The sequence below is a fragment of the Zooshikella ganghwensis DSM 15267 genome (genome assembly GCF_000428585.1).
Classification (GTDB): Bacteria; Pseudomonadota; Gammaproteobacteria; order Pseudomonadales; family Zooshikellaceae; genus Zooshikella; species Zooshikella ganghwensis.
In genome coordinates, this window is record NZ_AUAF01000078.1 from 1 (window position 1) to 22,832 (window position 22,832).

The following is a 22,832-nucleotide window of genomic DNA, read 5'->3' on the forward strand; positions in this document are numbered from 1 at the left end:
CAGTTGATTCAACAACGCCAGTCAGCCCACACGGTTGACGGTCAGGCGCGCCCCCAGGCTGCGACCATTAACCGCCAGTACGATGCCGTGGGCAACTTGATTCGTGAGACCGATGCCAACGGTCAAGTCACCACCCTGTACTACAATGCCCGCAACCAGTTAATCGCCCAGGTGGATGGCGATGGTGTACTGAAGACCTTTGGCTATGATGCGGCCGGTAACCGGTTGGCTGAGCGCACCTATGATCAGCGATTGGCTACCCAGACGCTGATGCTGCACACCCCACCGGAAGGTCAAGGCGAGTACCGCGAAACCCACTTTGAGTACGATGCCAACAACCGCGAGCTGGCCCGTTACAGCCGTGAAGTGTTAATGCATGATATTGACCGGGGTTACTTCTATGGCCGCGTCGGTCACACCCAGGTCTACGATGCCAACGGCAATGTCATTAAAACCACCGACAGCCGGGGCCATAGCACCTACACCTTCTACGATGCCAAAGGCCAGGCCATCCTGTTGGTCGATGCCTCCGGTTATGCCACCCAGCGCCAGTACGATGCGGCGGGGCACATTGTCGAAGAACTGAAATACGCCCAAGCCCTGCCCGACAGCGCACGGAATAACCTCAGTATCGACAGCGATCCCCACGCGCTATTGGCAGCGTTGGATGCGCGTCATGCCGATAACCGTATCACCCGTAACCAGTACGATGCCCTAGGTCGCCTGGTGCTCACGCGTCAGGTGGGTGTGAGTCACCAGGTTCAAGGCACTGATGCAGCGGGTAATCGCCAGTGGCAAACCCAACAGGGTGATGCCATCACTGAAATGCTCTACGACGCCAATGGCAACAATGTCGCCATTATCCGCCGTAACAGTGGCAATCAGGCCGAACGTATTGACCTGCAATACGATGCCTTAAACCGCAAAGTGCTGGAGCAAGGGGCGGAATACACCGCCGCCAATGGCAGCACGGTACGCCAGACCACCAGTACCTACTACACCGCCCAGGGTGATACCGCCCTGAGCGTCAAAGAAGCCGCCGATGGTCAGCAAACGGCCTTTAACCTGGGTGCACAGGACCTCATCACGCGTCAGCGCTATGACGCTGCTGGGCATATGACCCAACAGATCGATGCCAACGGTGCCGTCACTGAATTGTTCTATGACGCCAAAGGTCAGGTGGTGCGTAAACGGCAGAACCGGCAACAGGCGGATGGCAGCCAGCAGGTGGTGGAGGTCCATTTTGGCTATGACAGCCAGGGCCGTGAGATCTGGCGTGATGAGGGGGTAGGGGCGATTCAACGCACCTACTACAACAGCCATGGCGAGATCAGCGGCAAAGGCGTCAATGACCAGGTCCACGAGTACTACGAGTACAATGCTGCGGGCCAGCTGTTCAAAACCAACAAAAAGAACGGTGCTCCTCAGGTCTTTGTTTACGATGCCAACGGCAATGCCTCGCTGGAAATCCAGTCGATGACCATCGACCTGAAGGAGGTCACCCTCAACCAGCTGCGCTTATTGGATGCCAAACAATTACACATCACCCTCAGTCGTTACGATGCCCGCAACCAGCTGATTGATGTGGTGCAGCCGGAGATGACCTTCCTAACGAAGGAGTCCTCCAGCAGTGCCGGTACGGAGGTCATTGATGCCACGCCGTACACCTTTGGTGAGGCGAAAATGATCGGTGGTGAGAAGTTTGACTTTAACTTCAAACTCTTTGCCCGGGCGGCAGGCAAACACTGGCCCCGCTGTTACTTTAAGCAAGAAGGGGTGTACTTTAAGTGGTCGGATATCGGTGAGTACGATGGCGACTTACTGTTTGAGTGGGATTCCGGCTACCGTTGGGACACCAAAGGTTCGTTTGTGGTGAACGCCAGTAAAGGCGAGTACTACATCCCTATGTGGGGTAAGGATAACACCACCTCGGTGTGGTACTTGAAGAACATGGGCTTCAAATACCATGTCAAAATCTCCAAGAAAAATGAGGCCGGTGAGTGGGTGCCACTCACTGAACAGACAGGTCGTTACCGCTGGAGTGGTTTTGCTCCGCGTTGGAAGCACGATACCTTAGCGCGTTGGGAGAATAACCACATTGAAATGCCCAAGCTGCTGACCTTAAAAGAGCAGCCACGGCAGGCCACCCGTTTACGCATGTACTACCGCCCCGCGCAGGAACCAGGCTATACCAGCCGCGCCTATGACGAGGCTAATTACCAGCCCGGTAAGTACACGCACAGTGTTGACGGTGCACGGATGAACCGCGAAGGGGACTGGGCGCTGGATCTGACCAATGCGCAGGGCCTCTCTGCCAATCAAGCCTATGAATACTACTATGAGGCACTGACCCCCGAAGGCACGGTGATTAACCGTGGTGAAGGCATCTTCCGTACCACGCAAAATGCCAAGCACGGTGAGACCTTTGATCTGCGCTTTGGCTTACAGCAACAGGCCGCCACCGCCGCGGCGAATGGTCAAGCGGCGAAACCCAGCCAACAAACCCTCAACGATTTACAGCTGCGCTGGGCCAACTTAGGCGGCTACCAAGGCAAACTGAAGTTTGACTGGAATGCCGGCTTTGGTGAGGCCAAAGGCTCGGAGATTGTCGACGCCAGCGCGGGACAGATTAATCTACAACCCAACGTGTCCTTAGAAAATGCCGAAGGCCGTACCTTCACCTACACCGTCAATGTCTACAAGCAAAATGCCCAGGGACAGTGGGAGCTGCTGGACTGGCTGCAAGGGGATTACAGCTTTGCCGCTGAGCGGGGGGATTCCGGTGAATTTAGCGCCAAGGCCCACCACCAGCTCAGTCGTTTCCATGCGCTGGACCAGGGGAGCGTCACCCACCGTAATACCGGTCGCCCGGCTTATACCAAAGCCAGCCTGGACTATGTGATTGGCGACGGCCTGGAAACCAGCCACAGTATTCATCGCACGCAGCGCTTTAATGCCTTTGGTGAAGTCATCGAAGAAGTGGATGGTCTTGGTAACAGCACCACCTTCCGCTATAACCAGCTGGGGCAGATGGTCACCAAGCAGGCCCCCGAAACCGAGGCCACTGATGAACAAGGTCAGGTGCATCAGGTCCGGCCAACCACCCACTATGGCTATGACCTGTTAGGACAACAGATCACTACTACTGATGCTAATGGCAATATCAATGAGCAACAGTGGGCGGCCGGGCAAATCGTCGCTGAGCGTCATGCCGATGGTGGTCAGGTACAGATGGGCTTTGATGCCTTTGGCCGCAAGGTCAGCCAGACCAATGAGCTGGGTGAAGTCACTCAGTACCACTATGACCGTGCCGGCAATGTCACTCGGGTGGAACGGGCAGGCGGTAATATCGACCAGTACACCTATGATGCCGCTGGTCAACGGCTGACCCATACCAATGCCCTAGGTCATACCGAACGCTACCAGTACGATGCCAAAGGCCGCATCATCGCCCACCATAGCTATGGCAACATGGTGACCCAATACAGTTACCGTTATGAGGCCAGTATTGGTGGCATCGGCGGCTGGGTGGTGACCAAAACCGATGGTAATAAACACACCCTGGTGGATCATCGGGATGCCTTTGACCGTATCCACTACCACAAGGACTTAGGCGATCGCACCTTCACCTATGGTTACAATGCGTCAGGCAAACTGGCCTGGCAGAAAGGCGATACGGTGCTGAAAAACACCAGCAAGGTCGATCAGGAGATTTACTACGGCTACTACAACAACGGCTATATCAAAAACATTGATGATGTCGGGGCCAATAACTACGCCGAATTTAAATACGATAAGAACGGCAACCTGATCTTCGAAGGCTACAGCAATAAAGATGCGAAGGATGGCTATAAGGATGTTTATACCCAACACTCCAAGGTGGAATACGACAGTCTGAACCGCATCAAAAAGATCGTCGATGCTAAGTACACCATTGCGTATCAGTACGATGCTATGGGTAACCGGCGTCGGGTGCACAGCCGCTATCAACAGGTCAATGGGGAGTGGCATAACCAGGACTTCTGGTACACCTACGATGCCATGAACCGCTTTACCACCACCATGGGTGCCCTTAAAGACGGGCAGATCACCCCTGGCGACCATGGGTATCGGATCAGCTATAACCTGGCGGGGCAGCGGGTCACCGCCACCAATAAGCAGCATACCGAACGCTATCACTACGATGGCAACGGTAAACTCACCGAAACCTACATTGACGATAAGCTGCGGGCCAAGCGGATCAACGATGCGGTGGGCAATACCACCACCTACCTGGAGTATGATCAGGAGAGCAATGTCTACCGGCAGGTGAATAAGGTCTATGACCAGGATAACCGGGCAACCCGCGAAACCACCAGCATTGCCAAAGGCAAAGCGCAAAACAAAGGCAGTACCTATCACTTCGATGGGGCCGGTAACCTCAGCTGGACCCAGACCTTTGGGGGGGATGGTCCGGCTGTGCGCACTAGCTATACCTATGAGCGCTGGGATGACTACAAGCAGAAGACCATCAAAAATGAAGGGATCACAGGCGAAGAGTTTGACTTCCCTTGGCGGCCGGGGATGTCCATTCTGCATTACGACGTCAACGGCCATGTCAACATGGCGGAAGACAAATACAATGCGCGCATCCTACGCTATGTGAATAACCACAAAGGGCAGATCCTGACCCGTACCGAGGAAGGTCATGATCGTAATGATGATCACAAAGCCTACCTGCGCACCCACCACTTCTACTACGTCAATGGCATTGGCATTGGCGATGTCGGGGATGATGGTCCGACCTATACCGACTATGCGACCCAGCTGGCCTATAACCAAGGCTTAATGCGCAAGCCGGATAAAACCGAACCGGTGTTCAGTGCCGACTTCGATGCTAACTTCCAAGCCATTGGTGAAAACTACCCGGCACAAAGCCCGGGGGGGTATACCGTACAACAAGGCGATACCCTGCAAACCATCGCCTTGGCGCTCTGGGGCGACAGTAGCCTGTGGTTTATGCTGGCCGATGCCAATGGCCTGCAACCCCAGCAACTGAAAGACTTAAAGCCAGGCACCTTCCTCACGGTGCCGAACAAAGTCACCAATATCCACAACAACAGCAGTACCTTCCGACCTTATAACGCGGGTGTGGCGATCGGTGATGTGAGTCCGACGTTACCGGATATGCCACCGCCGCCGATTAAACCCGCGGGTGGGGGCTGTGGTGGTGCGGCCATGGTGGTGATGGTGGTTGTGGCAGTTGCCGCTGCTTGGGCTGGTGGTGCTGTGTTTGCGGGAATGGTCAAAGCATTCGGTGCTACGGTGGCAGGTATTGGCGGAGGCATACTGGCAGCAGGTGTGACGTCCCAAGCGATTATGCAGACGGGCGCTATCTTAACCGGGCAGCAAAATGGGTATCACTTTTCGTGGAAAGAGGTTGCCAAAGATGGACTTATGGCCGCTGCAAGTGTGGGGGTTGAAAAGTGGGCTAGTGGTTCAGCTGAAGCCGTAGCAAATGCAAAGAAGACGGGCGATGCGATATCCACTATGCAAAAAGTGGGTAATGCTGTTCAAGGTTCTAGAGGTTATATGGCTGCGGCTAAAGCGACCGCTCGTCAGTTGGTATCCAGTGCAATGGACCGAGAGCATAAGTTTAGCTGGAAGTCGATTGCGGCTTCAGCGATTGGGGCTGAGTTAGGTGGAGCGGTTAGTTCTTCGATTGGTTCTAAAGTAGGCGCTGATAACTGGGGTACATTTGCGGCAACCTTAACCGAGTCATTCGTGTCTTCTGCGGTTGAAACCAAAATATTTGGTAATAAGTTCAACTTTAAAAATGTTGCACGCCAAGCTGTTGGGCAGGCCATTGGAGCTTCATTAACTAAGACCTTTGATGGGTGGATGAATGATGATCCGCGTGATCAACAGGCACCACAAAAAGCCAGTGCTCAGCAGCATGCACATAGTACTCAAAGTAAGTCGAGTGGGGCTGTGGTTAATGAGCGTGGGCAAGGGAAGTTGGAGAGGGATAACCAAAAGCGCCTTCAAGATAATGACTCAAACTTCTATCAGCTAAGTTCTTCGGTTGTGCAGGAAAGTATTGTGCTTGATGAGCGTAAGAGTTTAGAAGAAAGCTTAGAAGGGCAAGCTGACTTCGCTTGGTTGGCTAAGTATGGTTTGGCAAGTAATGGTGGGGGGGGGACGCCGTCAGTACAAAGAGACGAATACAATGAAAATTATAATTTTTATCAGTTAGATAGTTCATATGCATTATCTACTCATCAGGGGGAAAGTGTTGGGTATAGGTTAGGGGATAGCCGGCTTCCTAACAGGTCAAGTGACATAAAGGAGCCTAATTTATGGGAGATGATATTTGGAGAGAAGATAGTTAGAAGCTTGGAGTTGATGACCGAAGTATTTAGTAATGCAAGTAACTCATCCAGTGGCTTTATTGGAGCAGCATTAGGTGATGATGTTTGGGTCAATGATCAAAAAGGTTTTCAGTCAGGATGGACTGGCTCAAAAGGAGACTGGTTTGGTTTAGCTAAAACATCAGGAAACTTTTTATCTTCAATCGCTTTTAGCCAGTTTCCTTCTGGTGAGCATCAAATGGTTTCGGAATTTTTTACTCCGGGGGAGGATGAAGTTGCTGGTAGTAAAGTGTTTATGCAATATGGTTTACCTGCGACTGCTGTAGCATTAGTTTTAACTCCAGCTGGGAAAAAAGCCTTTGGTAAGTTAAGTTTTAGATCACAGTCTTACCAGAAAGTTGAAGGTCTACATGGTTGGCATCCGGCTGAATATAGTTATAAATATAATGGTGAGTTGGACATACCAAGTTTCAGTGGCAGTGGTTATGCCTTTAATAATGTTAGTTTATCAACAGCGTATACTATAAATACTGGTATAATTGACGGTGGGTATGGGAGGTTTGCTTTTGTTCCAGACAGTAGCACTCCAAGGATAACAACCACTGTAACGGGTGGATCTGACGAAATCCTAGCGCTACCTGCACCAGGGCAACGTACTTTTACTCTTGATGAATTACGTAGTTTAGAAGGTCGTCAAAAATGGGAGGCTGGAGAAACTTACGTTCAGGAATTGTATGGTTCTACTGGCCAGCGACATTACCCTGTGCCTGGAACAGGCGGTCGCTTTGTTGATGCGCCAGCTGATTTGCCAAATGGTGGAGTATTAGCAAACGAAGTTAAAACTTATCAGCAGACAGTAAGCTCAGGTGGGCTTAATGAAGTACCTCTGAATAACAAGATTTACCAGCAAATAGAAAAAGACCTCTATCTGAGGGATACCGTACCGGGCTACGACCCACGGTGGAATTTCCTTGAGGCGCCGCCTTCGCAAGACCTTTCCAGAATACTTGAATTAAATAGAATTATTCATGTTACTTACGAATGATATGAGAGAGGCTTATGAGAGACCTAACGGCTGAAGAAAAAGCCGAGTTAGAAAAAAGAAAAGCTGGGTTTGATGCGTTCCGAGAGGAACGCATGCCTGTACTACATAAATTTGCTGAAATATTAGGGTGCCCAAATCCGCATGAAATATTAATCATGCCTGATAAGTTTCTGCCCTATATCAGCAAGTATATGGAGGAGCAAAATGTGGAAGGTGATAATCGAACTTGGTTGTTGACAAGGATCGGTTATTTTATTGGGGAGTTACTTGTCTGTAAATTTGATGGGTGCTGGATGGTCGATGAGAGGATTGAGTCAGACTCTTTCTCAAGATATGTAATAGGAGAGTTTGGTTATTCTGAGCCCGAGAAAGTAATCGACCCATTTCTATTGGCGCAAGTGTATGTTGATACTCCGCCCCCTAGAAATTTAGTTGAGCAGCTGGATGCTGTAGCAAAGGCCTTTTAATGGAAATAACAACAAAAAAGAGGACAGCCAAGATTTGATTGTGATCAAAAAATAGCTGGAAGGAAAGGGACATCCATCATTTGACTATGATCAAAAAATAGCCAGAGGTGTAGAACTATACTTCTGGTTATAAAGTAGTCAGTTTGTGTGGAGGTTTAACGAGTAAGAACAGGACATCCACTATTTGACTGCGATCAAAAAACAACCAGCGGAAAAGGATAGGACATCCACTATTTGATTGCGATCAAGAAAAAAAGAGGACAGCCAAGATTTGACTGTGATCAAAAAACAGCCAGAGGTGTGGGGCTATACTTCTGGTTATAAAGTAGTCAGTTTTGAGTGGAGGTTTAAGGATGACACGGCCACGAAGTGAGTTAGTCAGTGTGGCGGATACACCGTATTATCATTGTATATGTCGATGTGTACGTCGTGCTTTTTTGTGCGGTGATGACCGAGTAACGGGGCAAAATTTTGATCACCGAAAAGCCTGGTTGGTTGAGCGGCTCGCTGAGTTGGTTAAAGTGTTTGCCATTGATATTTGTGCTTATGCGGTGATGTCAAATCACTATCATTTAGTGGTTCGCATTAATGAAGAAAAGGCGTCACAATGGACGGATGATGAAGTGATTCGTCGTTGGCGGAAGTTGTACCAAGGACCTCCAATGGTTCAGCGTTATTTAGCGGGAGCTGTGCTGGATAAGGCGGAGCTTAAAGTCGTTAATGATATTGTTCAGCAGTGGCGGTTGCGGTTAGCGGATTTATCGTGGTTTATGCGCTGTTTAAATGAGCCGATTGCTCGGTGGGCTAACGATGAAGATGGCTGTAAAGGGCGGTTTTGGGAAGGCCGCTTTAAAAGCCAAGCGTTACTGGATGAAGCCGCATTATTGACGTGTATGAGTTATGTTGACTTAAACCCGGTTCGTGCGGGAATGGCTGAAACCCCCGAAGCTTCAGATTTTACCTCTATTCAAGCGCGAATGATTGCATGGGCAAAACGCCAACGAAAAAATAAAAAACAAAATAAGTTGTTTGTTCGAACCACTAAGTTACCTAAACAAACGTTGCCTACTGTGCCGTTATTACGCTTTTCGGGTAACGAAAAACAGGGAAAACCCAGTAGCATTTCTTTTTCATCAAAAGATTATTTACAGTTGGTTGATTGGCTCGGTCGAGCTATTCGAGATGATAAGCGAGGCTCTATTCCCAGTAATATGCCTCCTATTTTAGAGCGCCTGAATATCAATGCGGATGAGTTGTTGACTTATGTGAGTAAAAAAGAAAAACGGTTTATTGATGTGATGGGGACTGAAAATAATTTTCAGAAAATAGCAGAACAATGGCAGCGTAAGTTTATTAAAGGAATAAGGCTAGCTAAACAGTTATTTTCTAGACAAGCTGTTTATATACCCTTCACGAATCATTTTTAGGGTTTGTTGTCAGCACTCTTCACTCCAGTCACTTATTAATATAAGCTCTGGGGGCTTCATCGCTTGAAGGCCGCCTCTAAAAACCCTTCGTTTTGGGTATATATAAGGTGTGGTTAAAGCATTATGTGGTTGTATGCAATGAGTTAAATGATTTTTTTAAATATAAATAATGGATGTCTCTTTTTTTAACCTCAACTGGCTCAATTAATAGGCTAAAAAGTCGAGGATCGCGTGAATTAAGGTTCATTTAACTAAATTTGTAAGGATAGCAAGATGGTTGTTTGCAGGGTTTGAATTTGTTTGTGAAGCAGGTGCTGGGAGCACCGTTAGTAGTAGCGAGCAAGGATGGTCTTCTGCTGCGGGAGGAACAAATTAATTCATGAACTGCAATAGCACAGTCTATGCTTTTCAGTATGTCTGGGCTAAAAAATTACTTGATCAATAGTACGATGGTTTTTATTACTGTCTTACAATGTTGCAACCCTTTGAGTTTTTTTAATCTCCAAGAAATGCACAGGTTGTATAAAATATACTAATTGTGCTATACCAATTTAATTTACTATGAACACGCCGTTAATCCTTCCCTGGAGGCTCAGCTGCCGCATCCTTGCGGCAGATGGTTCTTCGTAAATCAAATCGTCTTCTGACTTTGCAGCTAGATATAGGGAAAAGAATAGAATTGTCAGGATTTGGTGGTGGTTAAAGGGTAGTCAGAAGTGGTTGGCTGAACTAGCAAGTTGGAAACTTAAAATTGTCAATGACTATTGGTGATCAGCTTTTAAATCCAAGGAGTAAAGATAAATGAAGTTCACTCTCAAGCATTTACTAATGGGAATTGCTTGGTTAGTCGTTTCTATGAATGTATCAGCTAGCATAGAAGTGGTAACGCCAATTGGTGTCAGTTGCGACTCGGGGGATGGCACTTGTTTTGCGATTTTAAGAGAATCGTTAGCAAGATCAAATTGTACGCACAAAAAGCAATTAAGGCTTAATCCTGACAGTAAAGGTAGCAAAGGACAGTATTCAGCGCTGTTGACTGCTTTTATGGGAGGCAAAAGAATACGTGTTAAAACAGAAGCATGTATTCAAGACCACCCAACACCTGACTGGTTGTATATTACTGATTAAGCTCATTTAGAGTTTCCTCTAGTATCCAATTTTCATATGGCCAAAAAAGGGATTTTATGCTAATGGTCTTAATTTTAGTGATGATTAGATATTCTTTGTGTATAATTCGCTCAAGTTTTGAGCTATTAAAATAGTTAGTAGAAAGCAGTATTGGTTTAAACAATTAAGCCTATATTACTGGTTAAAGGAAGTCTTAATTTGGGTAAACAGATTAGGGCCTGTTAACACTATTTGAATCACCACTGCCGTAGACTATTTTTTCGCCTAGCAAGGCACAAGGAATGCTGTGTAGTCATTCTACATAAATGACTTGTAACACTGCTAGGTGGAAAAATAATCACGGCCCGAAGGGTTATGACGGTAAAAGCACTACTCGTTGTTGCTCATTGTTCATTTAGAACAACTAAACTTCACGCTTCGCGCCTAGATTAGTGCTTTTACCGTCATAACAGTGATATTCAAATAGTGTTAACAGACCCTAAGCATCAATATAATACTAGCTTACTAAAGGAAATACTGACTATCGGACTGTAGTATTATGTTTTAGTGGAGTAAAATGAAAGGTTATTTCTTTGGAGTACTTTTAGTATTGTCGGCATCGACATCGGTTGCATCAGATATTGTAAATGGTTGGACTGGAAATACTACTATTAGCAAGATACATAGTGAAGCAACAAGAACCTTGTTTGCATTTAAAGATGTACAGGGTACTTGTGGACACCCTAACTTTTGGGTTTTACCTATTGAGAAAGAGGCATATCTAGAAGTTAGCAAAATTAAGCATAGTTTATTACTTACGGCTTTTTCTACAAAGAAGGTAGTCAATGTAAGATGTGAAAATAGCCGAATCACTGATTTTTCAGTGCTTGAGTGATAATGAAATATACATTAGTACTTGTAGTTATGTGGGAAAGTAGGGGGAATATCCTTGATTCGGAAATATGTGTTTTGTTCTTTATTACTTGTAGCATCTACGGTTGTGTCAGCGGTGCCCTATTCGCAAGATACCGGCGTGATAAAGAGGTTTCATGCGAGCAATTCTGGAGCTGTAGCTGTTTCGCTTAATGCTGGTTTTCCTAAAGCATCTGGTGATCGCCAGTGTCCAAATGCTGCAGGTGACTGGGCTGGAGATACCAATATTGACCCCACTGTTAAATCGGCTTTGTTAGCGGCGTATTTATCAGGAAAAAGAGTAACAGTAACTACGCAAGGATGTAATTCTGGAGGGGGTTGGTATCGACTAATTGATGTTTATTTAGATTAGATAATATCAACTTCAAATTAATGTCTGGTATATATTGTTTTTGAGTATCTTTTAACTTAGTTGCTCTGAGAGTTAAGTAGGAAGTATTATTTATATGAAAAAAATTATTATTGCTATTTTGGTTGGGTTATTTTCTACAAACGTGATGTCTGACCACTCATGGGATGGAGTTGTTAAAGGTCAAATTGAACAAATTGATGTGAGTAGTACAGATGATATGACTTTTAGAGTTTTACTAAAAGGTGTTCCTTCAATGTGTGAAAACAGTCATAGATTTGCTTACTTGAAAAAAAATAACGATAGCCCAGTTTATGATACTTATATAAGTGCATTGTTAGCTGCAAAGTTTGCACAAGCTGAAGTTACTATATATAGCACAAAGGATGAGCACGGATATTGTCGTATTGGATATATCGTTATTCGTTAAGTGTTGCTCTGATCACTGTACATGTCTAAACAATCTAATATAACCAATCAAAAACTTAATCCTCTCCGTAAAATGGAGGCTATCCGCCTCCAAGCAAGAGAAGCTAGACTCACAGCTTTGCTCTCGGCAATAATTATGCCTTTTAAGCGCATTACTGGATATGAGAGGTTTTCTGTGATCTTAGCTTCAAGCGGGTAGATACTAGTAACAGGACTGTTTTTTTGTTGCTGATCTTGATTTATAGGGATATTTCCACCGTGTGTAGACTGAAGTAGAGGTTCATCTATGAAGATTAAATTGACTGACCCTATTTCTGAGACGGTTACTGTTAGTGGGCTTAATTCCGGACTTTCAGGGTAGAAAGTAGCAGGGCCAGACTGAAATAATGGTAAGTCTTCAGCATAAATAAAAGCGTTTAATATGCCAGGATTTTCACTGGATAAGCGAGCATAAGGGTAGCTGTTATTTATCCACATATTTTCAGTTAAAGTGGGGTCTACCCAGGAAATTTTGCCAGAAAAGGGAGCATGAACTGTCAATAGTGCTTTGCTTTTAATTAGTCCAGAAAGCTTAGTCTCAGCTTCATATTTTCGTCGAAGTAAAATTTCATATTGAATAAGGTGTTCTTTTGAGCCTATTATTTGACGAATTTGTTCATTAATAACGGCTAAAGTTACTTGAGTTGATGCAATATCTAAATTTAATTGAGAACTGTTAAAACGAATTAAGACGTCACCTTTTTGAACCTGCATGCCTTCATAAATACTAATTTCGCTAACTTGTGAAGGCATAATTGGGTATAGTTTAACAGACTCGGTGGGTACATAAACGGCAGGGTATCTAATAGACCATTGTTGCGGTATAAAAAATATTAGTACGAGTAAAGCGAGTAAGCTGGTAATACATAGTTTTCGATGGATTGAGCTGTTGGGAGCATAATGAGCAAACCATAACTTGATTTCTTTGACGATCGGCATAAGCAATAATTTATACGTTAAGACAATAAGAAGAATGATGCCTAGGGCTTTAAATAAAAAGTTGTATACAACATAAAAGATACTTAAAAAATAAATTAAGCGAACAATCCAGGTAAGCCAAGCATAGCTGATAAGGAATGTTCTATGGGCGTCATAGTGATAAATATAGTTAGGATATTTAGTGCCAAATATTAAATGTCGTAGTTGCCAGCGAGCAAGTGCAAACGACTTGCTTTGTAAATTGTCGATATTAATAAAGTCAGCAAGTAAATAGTATCCATCAAATTTTAAGCAAGGATTAAGATTGACTAACAACGTCATCGCAATACTGGTTGTAATAATAAATGTAAGACAGGTTTGAAAAGGTCCTGCAGGTAAAAAGGGCCAGATAAATAATGCTACGCCAGCAATGATTAACTCGACCATTACACCTGCATATGAAATGGCTAGCCGTTGCTGCCGAGATATAAGTGACCATGATGCTGTTGTATCAGTAAAAAAACGAGGCCAGAAAATGATAAAAGCGATCCCAATTGAGGTGACTGGAACTTTAAAACGAGTGGCCATTAAAGCGTGGCCAAGTTCATGACAAAACTTGAGAAAAATAAGGCAAACACCCAGTAATAGCCAACCTGACGGTTTATAGAGATAGTTAAATGAATACGTAAATTGATCCCACTGATGACCTACTAATAATAATCCTAAACCTGTTAAAATAAACCAGGTTACAATAAAGTATTTACTAAATAGAGCATTAAAATAGGGTAGCCAATGTTGTAAAGCATTTTGAGGTTGGAATAATGAAATATTAAAAAAGCATAATTTTAGGATTATATCATGCCAAGTTAGCTTTCGCTTGGGTGGTTTTTGTGTGTGAGTAACAAGTTGGTGACTATCTAAAAAGTGCTCTACACTTGAAAGCTGTTGTTCATTAATAGCGCGGAGTTTAAGTTTATTAAGCAATGCTTCTTTTGTTTGTGCGTTACACCATTCTGCTAAAATAGTAAAGACGGTTTCATCTAAGCGAAAGTATTTGTGTTGAATTGGGTCATAAAGTGTCCAGCTAGGTAAACCTTGAGCTGTTACTGGACCGGGTTCAATTTTCAATTCTTGGCGTAATGCTGGTAGCTTATTCATAAACCTAACCACTGACGCACAGCGGTAAGCGGACGTCGGAAAAGGTAATAAAAGAGTGTTACTTGTTCACCATATACTTTGGCAGTTCCTTGTAGGCCTATCCTAACGAGTTCTTTGTCGGCTACTGACGTGTTAATTTTTAATTTGGCTCGTAGCGGGTAGTTTAAACCTATCCCTGGTTTGATATCAGGAAAGTAGCTGATTGAAGTTAACAAGCCAGAAATAGGTGTTGTTGCTTCAGCGTTGCGAAAAAAAAGTACTTCGTTACCTTGTTGGAGAGGCGTAAAGTCTTGCACCCCGAGAGCAATAGAAAGCTCAGTGTCATTTGGGTCGCTTAAATACATAATACGTTCACCTATAGTCACGGGTTTACCTATAAGTGCTTGTGTATCCCCAAACAGTATGACTCCATCTTTTGGGGCAGTAACATGAGTAAATGCCAACTGCTCTTTGGATAGCTTTAATTGTGCTTTGGCTAGTTCGTACTCTGCTTTTTGCTGAGCAAATGCCTGATTATTGTATTGTACAAGAGTGTTTTGTAGTGCTGTTTTATAGCGTGACTCCGCAACTTGTAGTTGCTCTAATTTTATCTGATAGTTATTTTGTAATTCAATGGGTTCATATTGATAAAGAATATCACCTTGTTTGACGGGTTGGTTTGGTTTCACTAAAACTTGACTTATTATCCCTGTAAGTGGTGCCGTGATGGGGATGGGGGTTCGTGGAACAATTTCTGCAGGAGCCAATACAGATAAGCGAACAGGCAGCGCCATAAACAGTATGAATACAGCACAGATACTAAGGTACTTTATACCACGTTTTTTATCTGAGCCAGAAACTCTTAGACTACCAAAACGATGCTGCTGTAGTAAAAAAAGGTAGTGATAGCTTAACAATTGAATGATTTCTTCTTCGGAGCGACACCATGGCGTATGACGGCAATAAAGTAATCCTCCATAGTATTTATTTTTGGTATTGAAGGGAGACCAGTATAATTGTTTTAATCCTGATTGCTCAAACGTAGCTTGCAATGACTGATCATTAATTTGGTCTGTTGTATATGCTGAATTTTTATTGGTAATCAGTTCAGATTGTATTAGCTTTCTTGCAGCATGTATAAGTGGTGCTTTTTGGTTGATGTGGTGGTTATGACTTACACCATAAACAAAGGATTTTTTACTTTTATAGCCAATAAATAATATGAGATCATAGTTTATTAATTGGTTTGGTGGACTGGTAATTTGTGAGGTTATTGCTTCTTTGGAAGATTGTTCATAAAGTTCGCTGATAAACTGATGATAACATGAAAGAGATAGTAAGGAGCGAGGAGTATGATTATCTTTTAGGGGAGCGTGTAAAGGTGCATTCATTGCTAGGGCTGTAATTGAGAAGTAGTTGTGCTTGGTTTTTTATTTAAAATTATAATCCCTGTCATACCTGGCGAAACAGGCTGGGAAGTTGATAAATGGGTGAAATCAGCATAAGCCCGAAAAGTGTTACTGACAGAGTCTATTACAGGGGCAAGTCGGGTAATGGTTAATGTGGCTGTGTTGGGCTTTCCATCAATAATAAAATTAATTTTATCACCGGGATGAGTAGCAAAATACTGTTGATAAGGCAGAATCATTTCAACCGATAAATTTTTATTGTCAATAATTTCTATGACAGGATCACCTACATTGATAGTTTGAAAGGGCTGGGAAAATGTTTTTACAACTGTGCCTGCATATGGTGCTTTAATTTTGCAACCTTCAACCGTAATTTTTGCTTGTGTTGCTTTGCTTTTGGCAACATCCCTCTCACTTTTTGCTAGTTCAACTTCAAGTTGACCAATCGCATTATACTGTTGCAGAGACTGGTTATTAGCGAACACTTTTTGCTTGGCTCGCCATTCAGCTGTTGCCCCTTTATGCGCTGCTTGGTAATGGCGACAGTCCAGTGCCATGAGTACATCTCCTTGTTTAAAACTTTGGCCTGCCTGGAGAGGTAATTGGATAATTTGTCCTGCGACTAGAGCAGATAATATGGAACGCTGTTTCGCCTGAACAATGCCTCGCAGTGAACTATCTGTTGCATAACTCGTCGTACTAAGCACACAAATTAATAAGATAAACAGTAACCCATTCAGGAGCGGGTTTAATACATTAACTTTCATTTTTATTGTTCGTTTTAATATTTGCATTTTGATCGATAAGGCTAAATCAATAATAAATTTGTGTTATGAGCTGGTTGCTTTGTTTATTAATGTCAGCTTTGGTTAACTCTGGAGAGTTTTCAAGTGGCTCCATGCCTGCTGCCAGTAATAATTGACCGTACGCATACTGGACATCGGCATAACTTAGGTCGCGTCTTAATTGTCCTAGCAAGTAATTTAGCTCAGCGCGTAATACTTCATTTTTACCAATTTTGGCTTTTTGTGCATTCGCCCGAAGGTGTTTTACTATACGAAGTTCAACATGGTCAAACTGTTGTGCACTCTCAAACTCTTTAATAGCTTGTTGATAGCTTTGCCATGAAACGTGAACTTGTGCGAGTACTGACATATGCATCGCTAGCCGTCTAGCTTTACTGATTTCTACTGCTAGTTCTGCAGATTCTTTACGCTTGTTGCCTGCAAATAAACCCATGAGGTTATAGCTTAAATCAAGGCCAAGATTGCCCCAGTTTTGATTAACCAGAAAATCATTACTGTTGTAATAACCTCCTGCTTTTAATTTGAGAGATGGCAGTAATTCAAGTAAAGCTGCTTTAGCTTCAGCAGCAGAAATACGTTCTTTATAGGCTTCACCAATTAATTCTGGACGATAACGAATTCCATGCTGTTCCAGTTGCTCAATTGACATTGCCATAGCTGGGATAGAAAGCTCTTCAGGATTTGGTACGGCCACACGAAACTGGGCGGTTGGTGAAACATTAATAAGTTTAGCGAGCTCAGCTTTTGAGTGTAGAATATTTTTTCGAAGAATATGTAACTCACGAATAATGGTTAATAAATCTCGTTGGTAGACAAGCGTTTTATAAGGGGACTGAAGACGTTTTTTGCGGATTTGTTCGGTGTTGTCGTATGCTTTTTCTGCTCTTGCTAAAATAGGCTCAATGTAGTCCATAATACGTTGTTGGGCTACTGCTCGCCAATAAGCTGCACGAACATCTAGCAAGATTTGTTGAGACATTTTACGGATTTGTTCTTTGGCTAATAAGTAGCGGTCAGCTTGTTGTTTGGCGCGGATATAGGATAAACCAAAGTCCAACACATTCCAGCTTAATTCTAGGCTGGCTTCACCTACATCACGTTGGGTTGATGTAGACGGTTCCAAAGTCTCCTGCCCAGTGTCAATTGAACGACTAGAAGAACCATCAATATTAGTGCGATGATTAAATCCTGCTTTGGTCAGCAAGTCAGGTAGTAGTTCATACTTTGCAGTTTCTAACTCTTTTGAGGCAAGCACGCCCTCCATCATCGCGACACGTTTATCAAGATTATATTTTAAGGCTCTTTGAAAGGCTTCTTCTAAGGTTAATATGCCATTGATTTCAATTTGTTGGGTGGCCAAGGCATGTTGGTCTTCAGTAATCCGAGCAGAATGTTCTTGCTCTGTAAATGGTACCGGTTGAATACTACAGCCTGCTATGGCAATAAATAAACTTGAAAGCTGTAAACGGACTACTTTCTTGCTTTTTAACATGCTGTTCCACTCCAGTACAATGACCCTTGGGGGCTTGATTCATAAACTATTTACAGTTTGTTATGAAAATAATTATGTTGTCGTTTTTATTTATTGAATAAAAGGGTAAAGTATTTTTTAATTAATGCTCATAGTGTGTAGTCACTAGCCTGTTTAACTGGTTTGAAAAAGAATTTTCATTATTAAACGTATCATTGGCGGCTTGACTAGGCTTACAATTTACTGATCCTGACCCTATTGATGAAACTGAGCCTGTTGTGCCATCAACAACGACATTTTGTTCTATCGTCTCGCCATTGGCTAAGTAAACTTCGAGATGAATTTTTGCAGATTCGCTACTCGATAGATTTAGATTAAATACGCCTCGCTGAGCATCTATGGAGAAATTTGCATGACTTGGTGCGTCCATAACGCAACCTCCATAACCTGTTACTGCTTGTCCATTAATTTGTACAGAGTGATCAATATAGCCTGCCCAACTGTCGTGTACTTTTTCAACTTCAACAAAGATTAAATCAAGAATAGTCGCTTCAGGCTCTCCAAGTACTTTGGTGGTCATGGCATTGGCAATATCACCACGATCATAATTTGCGAGTCCAAATACCATATGTTGAATACGTTCAGCATCATAATTATGGTGAGGCAAAGGGTGATAGACTACTTTGCCATCAATCGATACTGTAGTTGCAGGTTTTAAGAATTCTGGTAATGGGCTGGATAATAAACTAGGTGGTGCAAGTCCTGGGGATAATGTCGTGCTAATAGGGGATGATGTTGGATGGGGTGTTATGTGGGGTTTAACCTCGGACTCCTCTTCGCCAGTTTCACCATCTACGTTGGATGTCGTAGGATAAGTAGGAATATTGGGTGTAGCTCCGTTAATATCGATACGAATTACAGCAACATTACTTGTACCACCATCTCCATCAGTAGCAACGACATTGATTATTCGAGTTCCTGTTGTGGGATCATCTGGACTTTGATTAACATACGTTATTTGTTGAAGTAAAGCTGAGACACTTGTGGGATTAGCGCTGCTATTGAAGTTAAATTGTAGCGGTACACCATTTGTGCCTCCTGAAAATGTGCCAATTGGGGTTCCACCATAACTCACTGTTGAGCCACTGACTCCTATTTCACCTGGGCCATTTCCCTGATTGTTTACCATTACATCATCTTCACCCGGTACTAAGCCGCTGACAAATGTTGCGGTTAGTGTGCCTGAATTAAAGTCAGTACTAGTGGGGTCAACAATAGTAGCGGGGGTTCCTCTATCTAGAGGAAATGTAGTCGGATCACCAGGATTTACATTAATAACTTCAGTGAAGTTATTAATGGTGGGGTTAATATTATTAACCGTTATGGTGACTGTTGAAGTATTACTTGTTGCCCCTTGATTATCAATAACATTAACATTGATGCTACGAGTACCTGCTGTAGGGTCAGTGGTGTCTGTATTGGTGTACTGTAATTGTTGAGTAAGTGCAGTAACCGCTGCGGGTGTAGCATTTGTATTAAATGTAATAACTAAAGGAGAATTATTAGTGCCACCTGTAAATGTACCTATGATGGTACCCCCATAGGTTACATTGCTACCTGAGACGCCTATTTGACCAGGGCTGGTACCCTGATTATTTATACTTAAAACATCTTCAGTACCGTCACTACCTGCAGTAAAAGTTGCAGTGAGGCTGCCTGTGTTAAAATTAGGCGCATCATCTGTGACAGAAGCTGCAGTGCCTTGATCTAGAAAAGTGGTATTGGAAACATTAGGTGTAATACTTTGATTATCACCATCTAAATTACTAACGACAGGAGCAGGATTATTTACATCAACAGTAACAGTTGCTGTATTACTGGTACCACCATCGCCATCAGTAGCCGAGAAGGTGATGGTCCGTGTGCCTAAGGTAGGACTGCCAGGATCAGTATTAGTATACTGAATTTGTTGTAGTAAGGCTGATACGGCTGTTGGAGTGGCATTGGTATTAAAGTTTACTGTAAGAGGGGTTCCACCACTTCCCCCTGCAAAGGTACCAATGGTGGTGCCTTCATAGGTTACATTAGCGCCCGCAACACCAATTTGGCCTAAACCAACACCTTGATTATTAATCACTAATGTGTCTTCAGTAGGATCACTGCCTGCTGTGAACTGAACTGTTAATGTGCCATCTTGTAAGTTGCTGCTGGTTGTATCTGTAAAGGTTGCTGATGTGCCTTGGTCTAAGGTTGTAGTGGCACTGACAAATGGATTTAGTGTTGTTGAGTCACCATCTAGATTATTAATGGCTGGAGCAGTGTTGGCTTCAGTAAAAAGTGTAAAATAAAAACCATTATTCAAAAAGCCTAAGTTAAATGTGACAGTAGAACCGTCAAATGCAGAGGGTGAAACAAAGGAAAAAGCATTTGAAAAGTCACCATCATCAGTGTCCACAACCATCGCAAAATCACTTGATGATCTACCTGTTAAGCCAAGGGTAGTAAGATCAAATGTAACTGTTGTATTTACAAAGTCTTGTACCTCTTGCACTTTCCACTCAGTAGCTAAACGTTTTGAAAAACCTGAGTTTGCAGGCATTTCTGTTGAGATTTCTCCAGACGCACCATTACTTCCCCACATTAAGTAGTCACCATCATCGAGAGATGATGTTGCTTCTATGGTTACAGCACTACCTGAGTTAATTGATTTTGATTTTAGTTGGTTGAGATCACTACCCGAGTCAATGGCAACCCCTGCGACATTATTATGATATCCAGAGTTAGCAGTGAAGTCCCAAGCCGTTACTCCTGTAGATGTAATATAATCACCTTCAGTGATACCCCCTTCATTATCTGTTGGATCAAGGGTAATGCCGTATTTTACTGCTAGGTAGCTTTCGACTTTTTGTTTATCAGCTAAAGAAAGTGTGGTGTTATAAATAATAACTTCACTAAGGTTCATTCCTGCATTAACAGTACCTAGAGCATCTGGATAAGATCCAATAGATAGGTTACCGAATAGTGAGTTATCAGCGGCAGGAGCAACACCTGTAGTACCACTTCGGAGTCCATCAACATAAAGGGAATTATTTGGGATATTTGCTACACCAGATACAATATGATAGGTGCTGGAAACAGCTGGACCGGAAATTTTCCCTCCTACGTCATCGGAAAAATCGAAGCGTGGATTATTGGGGGCAGTATATTCAATATTAATTCTATCTGTGCGGGCAAAACCATCGTTGTGTTCCCATTGAGCTACAACGCCTGGAGAGAAAACATTGACGACGGCAAACATGGTATTGTTATTGTTTGAGATAATTTCAGTTCCCTGAAAATTAATTCTGGTCAGCTCATCATTGGTTCCGTCAAAACGAAGTGATGGGTTGAAGTTAACGGTACTCAGCTGGCGCTGGGGTTGTTTGGTGTTGTCACCTTGGCTAACCGAGTTGTTACCGCCGGCTGCACTTTGATCAGTCCAGTTTGTTACTGTGCCTCCAGACTCAGTCACACCTGCATTGGCTTTTAACCATAGCGTTAGATTTGCACTGGCTACATTGCCTGGTGCTGCGAGTGTTGTTGGATACTCCAGTTGAAATTGTGCAGATAAGACTGGGACAACAAATTTACTATTTGTTGTGTACTCTAGTTCCCAGTCTCCTGCGAGAGTTTTTGCTCCAGTGAGGTCGGTAGAGGCAGCAATATCAAGCCCTGTTAAATTGGCTAGGGTATCGAGGGCTACTTGCCCCTCTGCAGTACTTGCAACGTCACATCCGTAGACAGCCAATACGGCATTATCTGCTGTCAGGTTACGTATATCTTTAAGTAATTCAGAATAGTTTTGGATAATAGTATCTATTGTGAGAGAAGTACTACCAATTAATAACTCACCAGGTTTGCCATGGGAGAATAAAATAATTTCTTGAGGCTTTGTTTCGCTTGCTTGAAACTGTTGTAGTATAGTGTGTATTTGTTCAACACCACTGTAGTGGCCTGATAGTGTAAACACTTGAGCATTAGGAAACTCTGCCTCAATGAGTGCACTATTTTCAACACGACTATCGATGATGACAATTGTGTTTGGTGCCTCTGTTATCTGTAACTCATTTGATAAGATAGCATGGTCGAAATTAGTTTGATCGAAACTAGCCTGATCATGTTGTACTTCGACTGCATCAACTGTAGCGCCAAGTGCTGCATCAAATAAAATGCGATTTTCTAATAGTTCAATACCCATAACAGGTACTGTAAGGGTATTTTTTTTGAACATAACAAATGCTCCAACATACAGGTACTTCTTACTACTTTAAATAGGCACTGTTAGATAATTTATAGATACTGCTAACATAAAAATCCAACAATAAGCGTATGGATTTCATTTTGAGTATAATGCATTTGAAACCTGTCGTTTTTGTATTATCGTTTGAATAAAATTTGAATATTTAGTAATGAACGTTTATTAATTTTTGTTGAGTTAATAAGGGTGCTGTTGATAACTACTCTAAGATAATCTCGCAAATATAAAGTCTAAGTAACTGCTGACTTAATCATGTTTTCAATGGTGGGGATATTTAAAAACAGTAAGCCGTAGGTTGGGAGAAAAATAAATAATGTAAGGTATTTTATTTAATACGCTCTTAAAGTTCAATTGGTTAAGATAATAAATCGCAGTTTCGGATAATAAGTGCAATTGGCATTAGAGAAGCCAGCTGATAGAGTTTGCGCTTCTCCCGACCAAGAGATGAAGCACTGTGAACTACAATCAGCTGACTGAGCATGAACGATACCAGATTTATTCGCTTTTAAAAGCAGGATTAAATCAAAAAGAAATTGCTAAGAACTTGGAACGAAATCCATCAACCATCTCTCGTGAGTTGATGCGTAATAAAGGACTTCGAGGATATCGTCCCAAACAGGCACAGCAGCTGTCAGATGACAGACGATC

The 22,832-nt window shown here is 43.2% G+C and carries 13 protein-coding genes; 8 read left to right on the forward strand and 5 right to left on the reverse strand.

The annotated features are described in order from the left end of the window. The first annotated feature begins 96 nt into the window (after positions 1 to 96). The 7 genes from F607_RS32945 (at position 97) to F607_RS0115955 (ending at position 12,108) form a co-directional block, all read left to right on the forward strand. On the forward strand, positions 97 to 7,395 hold the full coding sequence (locus F607_RS32945) for a LysM peptidoglycan-binding domain-containing protein (protein ID WP_211233653.1): 7,299 nt from the start codon (positions 97 to 99) through the stop codon (positions 7,393 to 7,395). Between the two features lie 14 nt (positions 7,396 to 7,409). Then, positions 7,410 to 7,862 carry a hypothetical protein gene (locus F607_RS0115930; protein WP_027708889.1) on the forward strand — a complete coding sequence of 151 codons (453 nt, stop codon included), beginning with the start codon at positions 7,410 to 7,412 and terminating at the stop codon, positions 7,860 to 7,862. Positions 7,863 to 8,215: 353 nt separating this feature from the next. Further along, on the forward strand, positions 8,216 to 9,289 hold the full coding sequence (locus F607_RS0115935) for a transposase (RefSeq protein WP_027708890.1): 1,074 nt from the start codon (positions 8,216 to 8,218) through the stop codon (positions 9,287 to 9,289). 801 nt (positions 9,290 to 10,090) lie between these two features. Next, positions 10,091 to 10,417 carry a hypothetical protein gene (locus F607_RS0115940; RefSeq protein ID WP_027708891.1) on the forward strand — a complete coding sequence of 109 codons (327 nt, stop codon included), beginning with the start codon at positions 10,091 to 10,093 and terminating at the stop codon, positions 10,415 to 10,417. A 556-nt stretch (positions 10,418 to 10,973) separates the two neighbouring features. Next, positions 10,974 to 11,291, forward strand: a complete 318-nt coding sequence (locus F607_RS0115945) for a hypothetical protein (RefSeq protein ID WP_027708892.1) — start codon at positions 10,974 to 10,976, stop codon at positions 11,289 to 11,291. Positions 11,292 to 11,345: 54 nt separating this feature from the next. Continuing rightward, on the forward strand, positions 11,346 to 11,681 hold the full coding sequence (locus F607_RS0115950; RefSeq protein WP_157365496.1) for a hypothetical protein: 336 nt from the start codon (positions 11,346 to 11,348) through the stop codon (positions 11,679 to 11,681). Between the two features lie 94 nt (positions 11,682 to 11,775). Next, positions 11,776 to 12,108 carry a hypothetical protein gene (locus tag F607_RS0115955; RefSeq protein WP_027708894.1) on the forward strand — a complete coding sequence of 111 codons (333 nt, stop codon included), beginning with the start codon at positions 11,776 to 11,778 and terminating at the stop codon, positions 12,106 to 12,108. Between the two features lie 47 nt (positions 12,109 to 12,155). Here the strand turns inward: F607_RS0115955 and F607_RS0115960 are convergent, their stop codons facing one another. The 5 genes from F607_RS0115960 to F607_RS0115980 form a co-directional block, all read right to left on the reverse strand. Beyond that, positions 12,156 to 14,222: a site-2 protease family protein gene (locus F607_RS0115960; protein ID WP_027708895.1), complete on the reverse strand. Its 2,067-nt coding sequence runs from the start codon at positions 14,220 to 14,222 to the stop codon at positions 12,156 to 12,158. Continuing rightward, positions 14,219 to 15,592, reverse strand: coding sequence for an efflux RND transporter periplasmic adaptor subunit (locus F607_RS0115965; RefSeq protein ID WP_027708896.1), 1,374 nt, complete (start codon positions 15,590 to 15,592; stop codon positions 14,219 to 14,221). Before F607_RS0115965 ends, F607_RS0115960 begins: the two co-directional genes overlap by 4 nt. Positions 15,593 to 15,594: 2 nt before the next feature. Beyond that, complete coding sequence (locus tag F607_RS0115970; protein ID WP_027708897.1) at positions 15,595 to 16,377, reverse strand: efflux RND transporter periplasmic adaptor subunit; 783 nt, start codon at positions 16,375 to 16,377, stop codon at positions 15,595 to 15,597. A 46-nt stretch (positions 16,378 to 16,423) separates the two neighbouring features. Then, complete coding sequence (locus F607_RS30060) at positions 16,424 to 17,908, reverse strand: TolC family protein (protein WP_051311550.1); 1,485 nt, start codon at positions 17,906 to 17,908, stop codon at positions 16,424 to 16,426. A gap of 121 nt (positions 17,909 to 18,029) precedes the next feature. Continuing rightward, positions 18,030 to 22,157 (reverse strand): DUF4347 domain-containing protein, encoded by a 4,128-nt coding sequence (locus F607_RS0115980; RefSeq protein WP_027708898.1) that lies wholly within the window; start codon positions 22,155 to 22,157, stop codon positions 18,030 to 18,032. Positions 22,158 to 22,638: 481 nt separating this feature from the next. Here F607_RS0115980 and F607_RS0115985 point away from each other — a divergent pair. Then, the coding region (locus F607_RS0115985) for a helix-turn-helix domain-containing protein (RefSeq protein WP_027708899.1) at positions 22,639 to 22,832 on the forward strand (194 nt) is incomplete at its 3' end.

What these genes read in the sequence shown, in the direction of transcription:
- F607_RS0115930 (WP_027708889.1), top strand. Translation starts at nt 7,410, where the DNA reads ATGAGAGACCTAACGGCTGAAGAAAAAGCCGAGTTAGAAAAAAGAAAA.
- F607_RS0115935 (WP_027708890.1), top strand. Translation starts at nt 8,216, where the DNA reads ATGACACGGCCACGAAGTGAGTTAGTCAGTGTGGCGGATACACCGTAT.
- F607_RS0115940 (WP_027708891.1), top strand. Translation starts at nt 10,091, where the DNA reads ATGAAGTTCACTCTCAAGCATTTACTAATGGGAATTGCTTGGTTAGTC.
- F607_RS0115945 (WP_027708892.1), top strand. Translation starts at nt 10,974, where the DNA reads ATGAAAGGTTATTTCTTTGGAGTACTTTTAGTATTGTCGGCATCGACA.
- F607_RS0115955 (WP_027708894.1), top strand. Translation starts at nt 11,776, where the DNA reads ATGAAAAAAATTATTATTGCTATTTTGGTTGGGTTATTTTCTACAAAC.
- F607_RS0115960 (WP_027708895.1), bottom strand. Translation starts at nt 14,222, where the DNA reads ATGAATAAGCTACCAGCATTACGCCAAGAATTGAAAATTGAACCCGGT.
- F607_RS0115965 (WP_027708896.1), bottom strand. Translation starts at nt 15,592, where the DNA reads ATGAATGCACCTTTACACGCTCCCCTAAAAGATAATCATACTCCTCGC.
- F607_RS0115970 (WP_027708897.1), bottom strand. Translation starts at nt 16,377, where the DNA reads ATGAAAGTTAATGTATTAAACCCGCTCCTGAATGGGTTACTGTTTATC.
- F607_RS30060 (WP_051311550.1), bottom strand. Translation starts at nt 17,908, where the DNA reads ATGTTAAAAAGCAAGAAAGTAGTCCGTTTACAGCTTTCAAGTTTATTT.
- F607_RS0115980 (WP_027708898.1), bottom strand. Translation starts at nt 22,157, where the DNA reads ATGTTCAAAAAAAATACCCTTACAGTACCTGTTATGGGTATTGAACTA.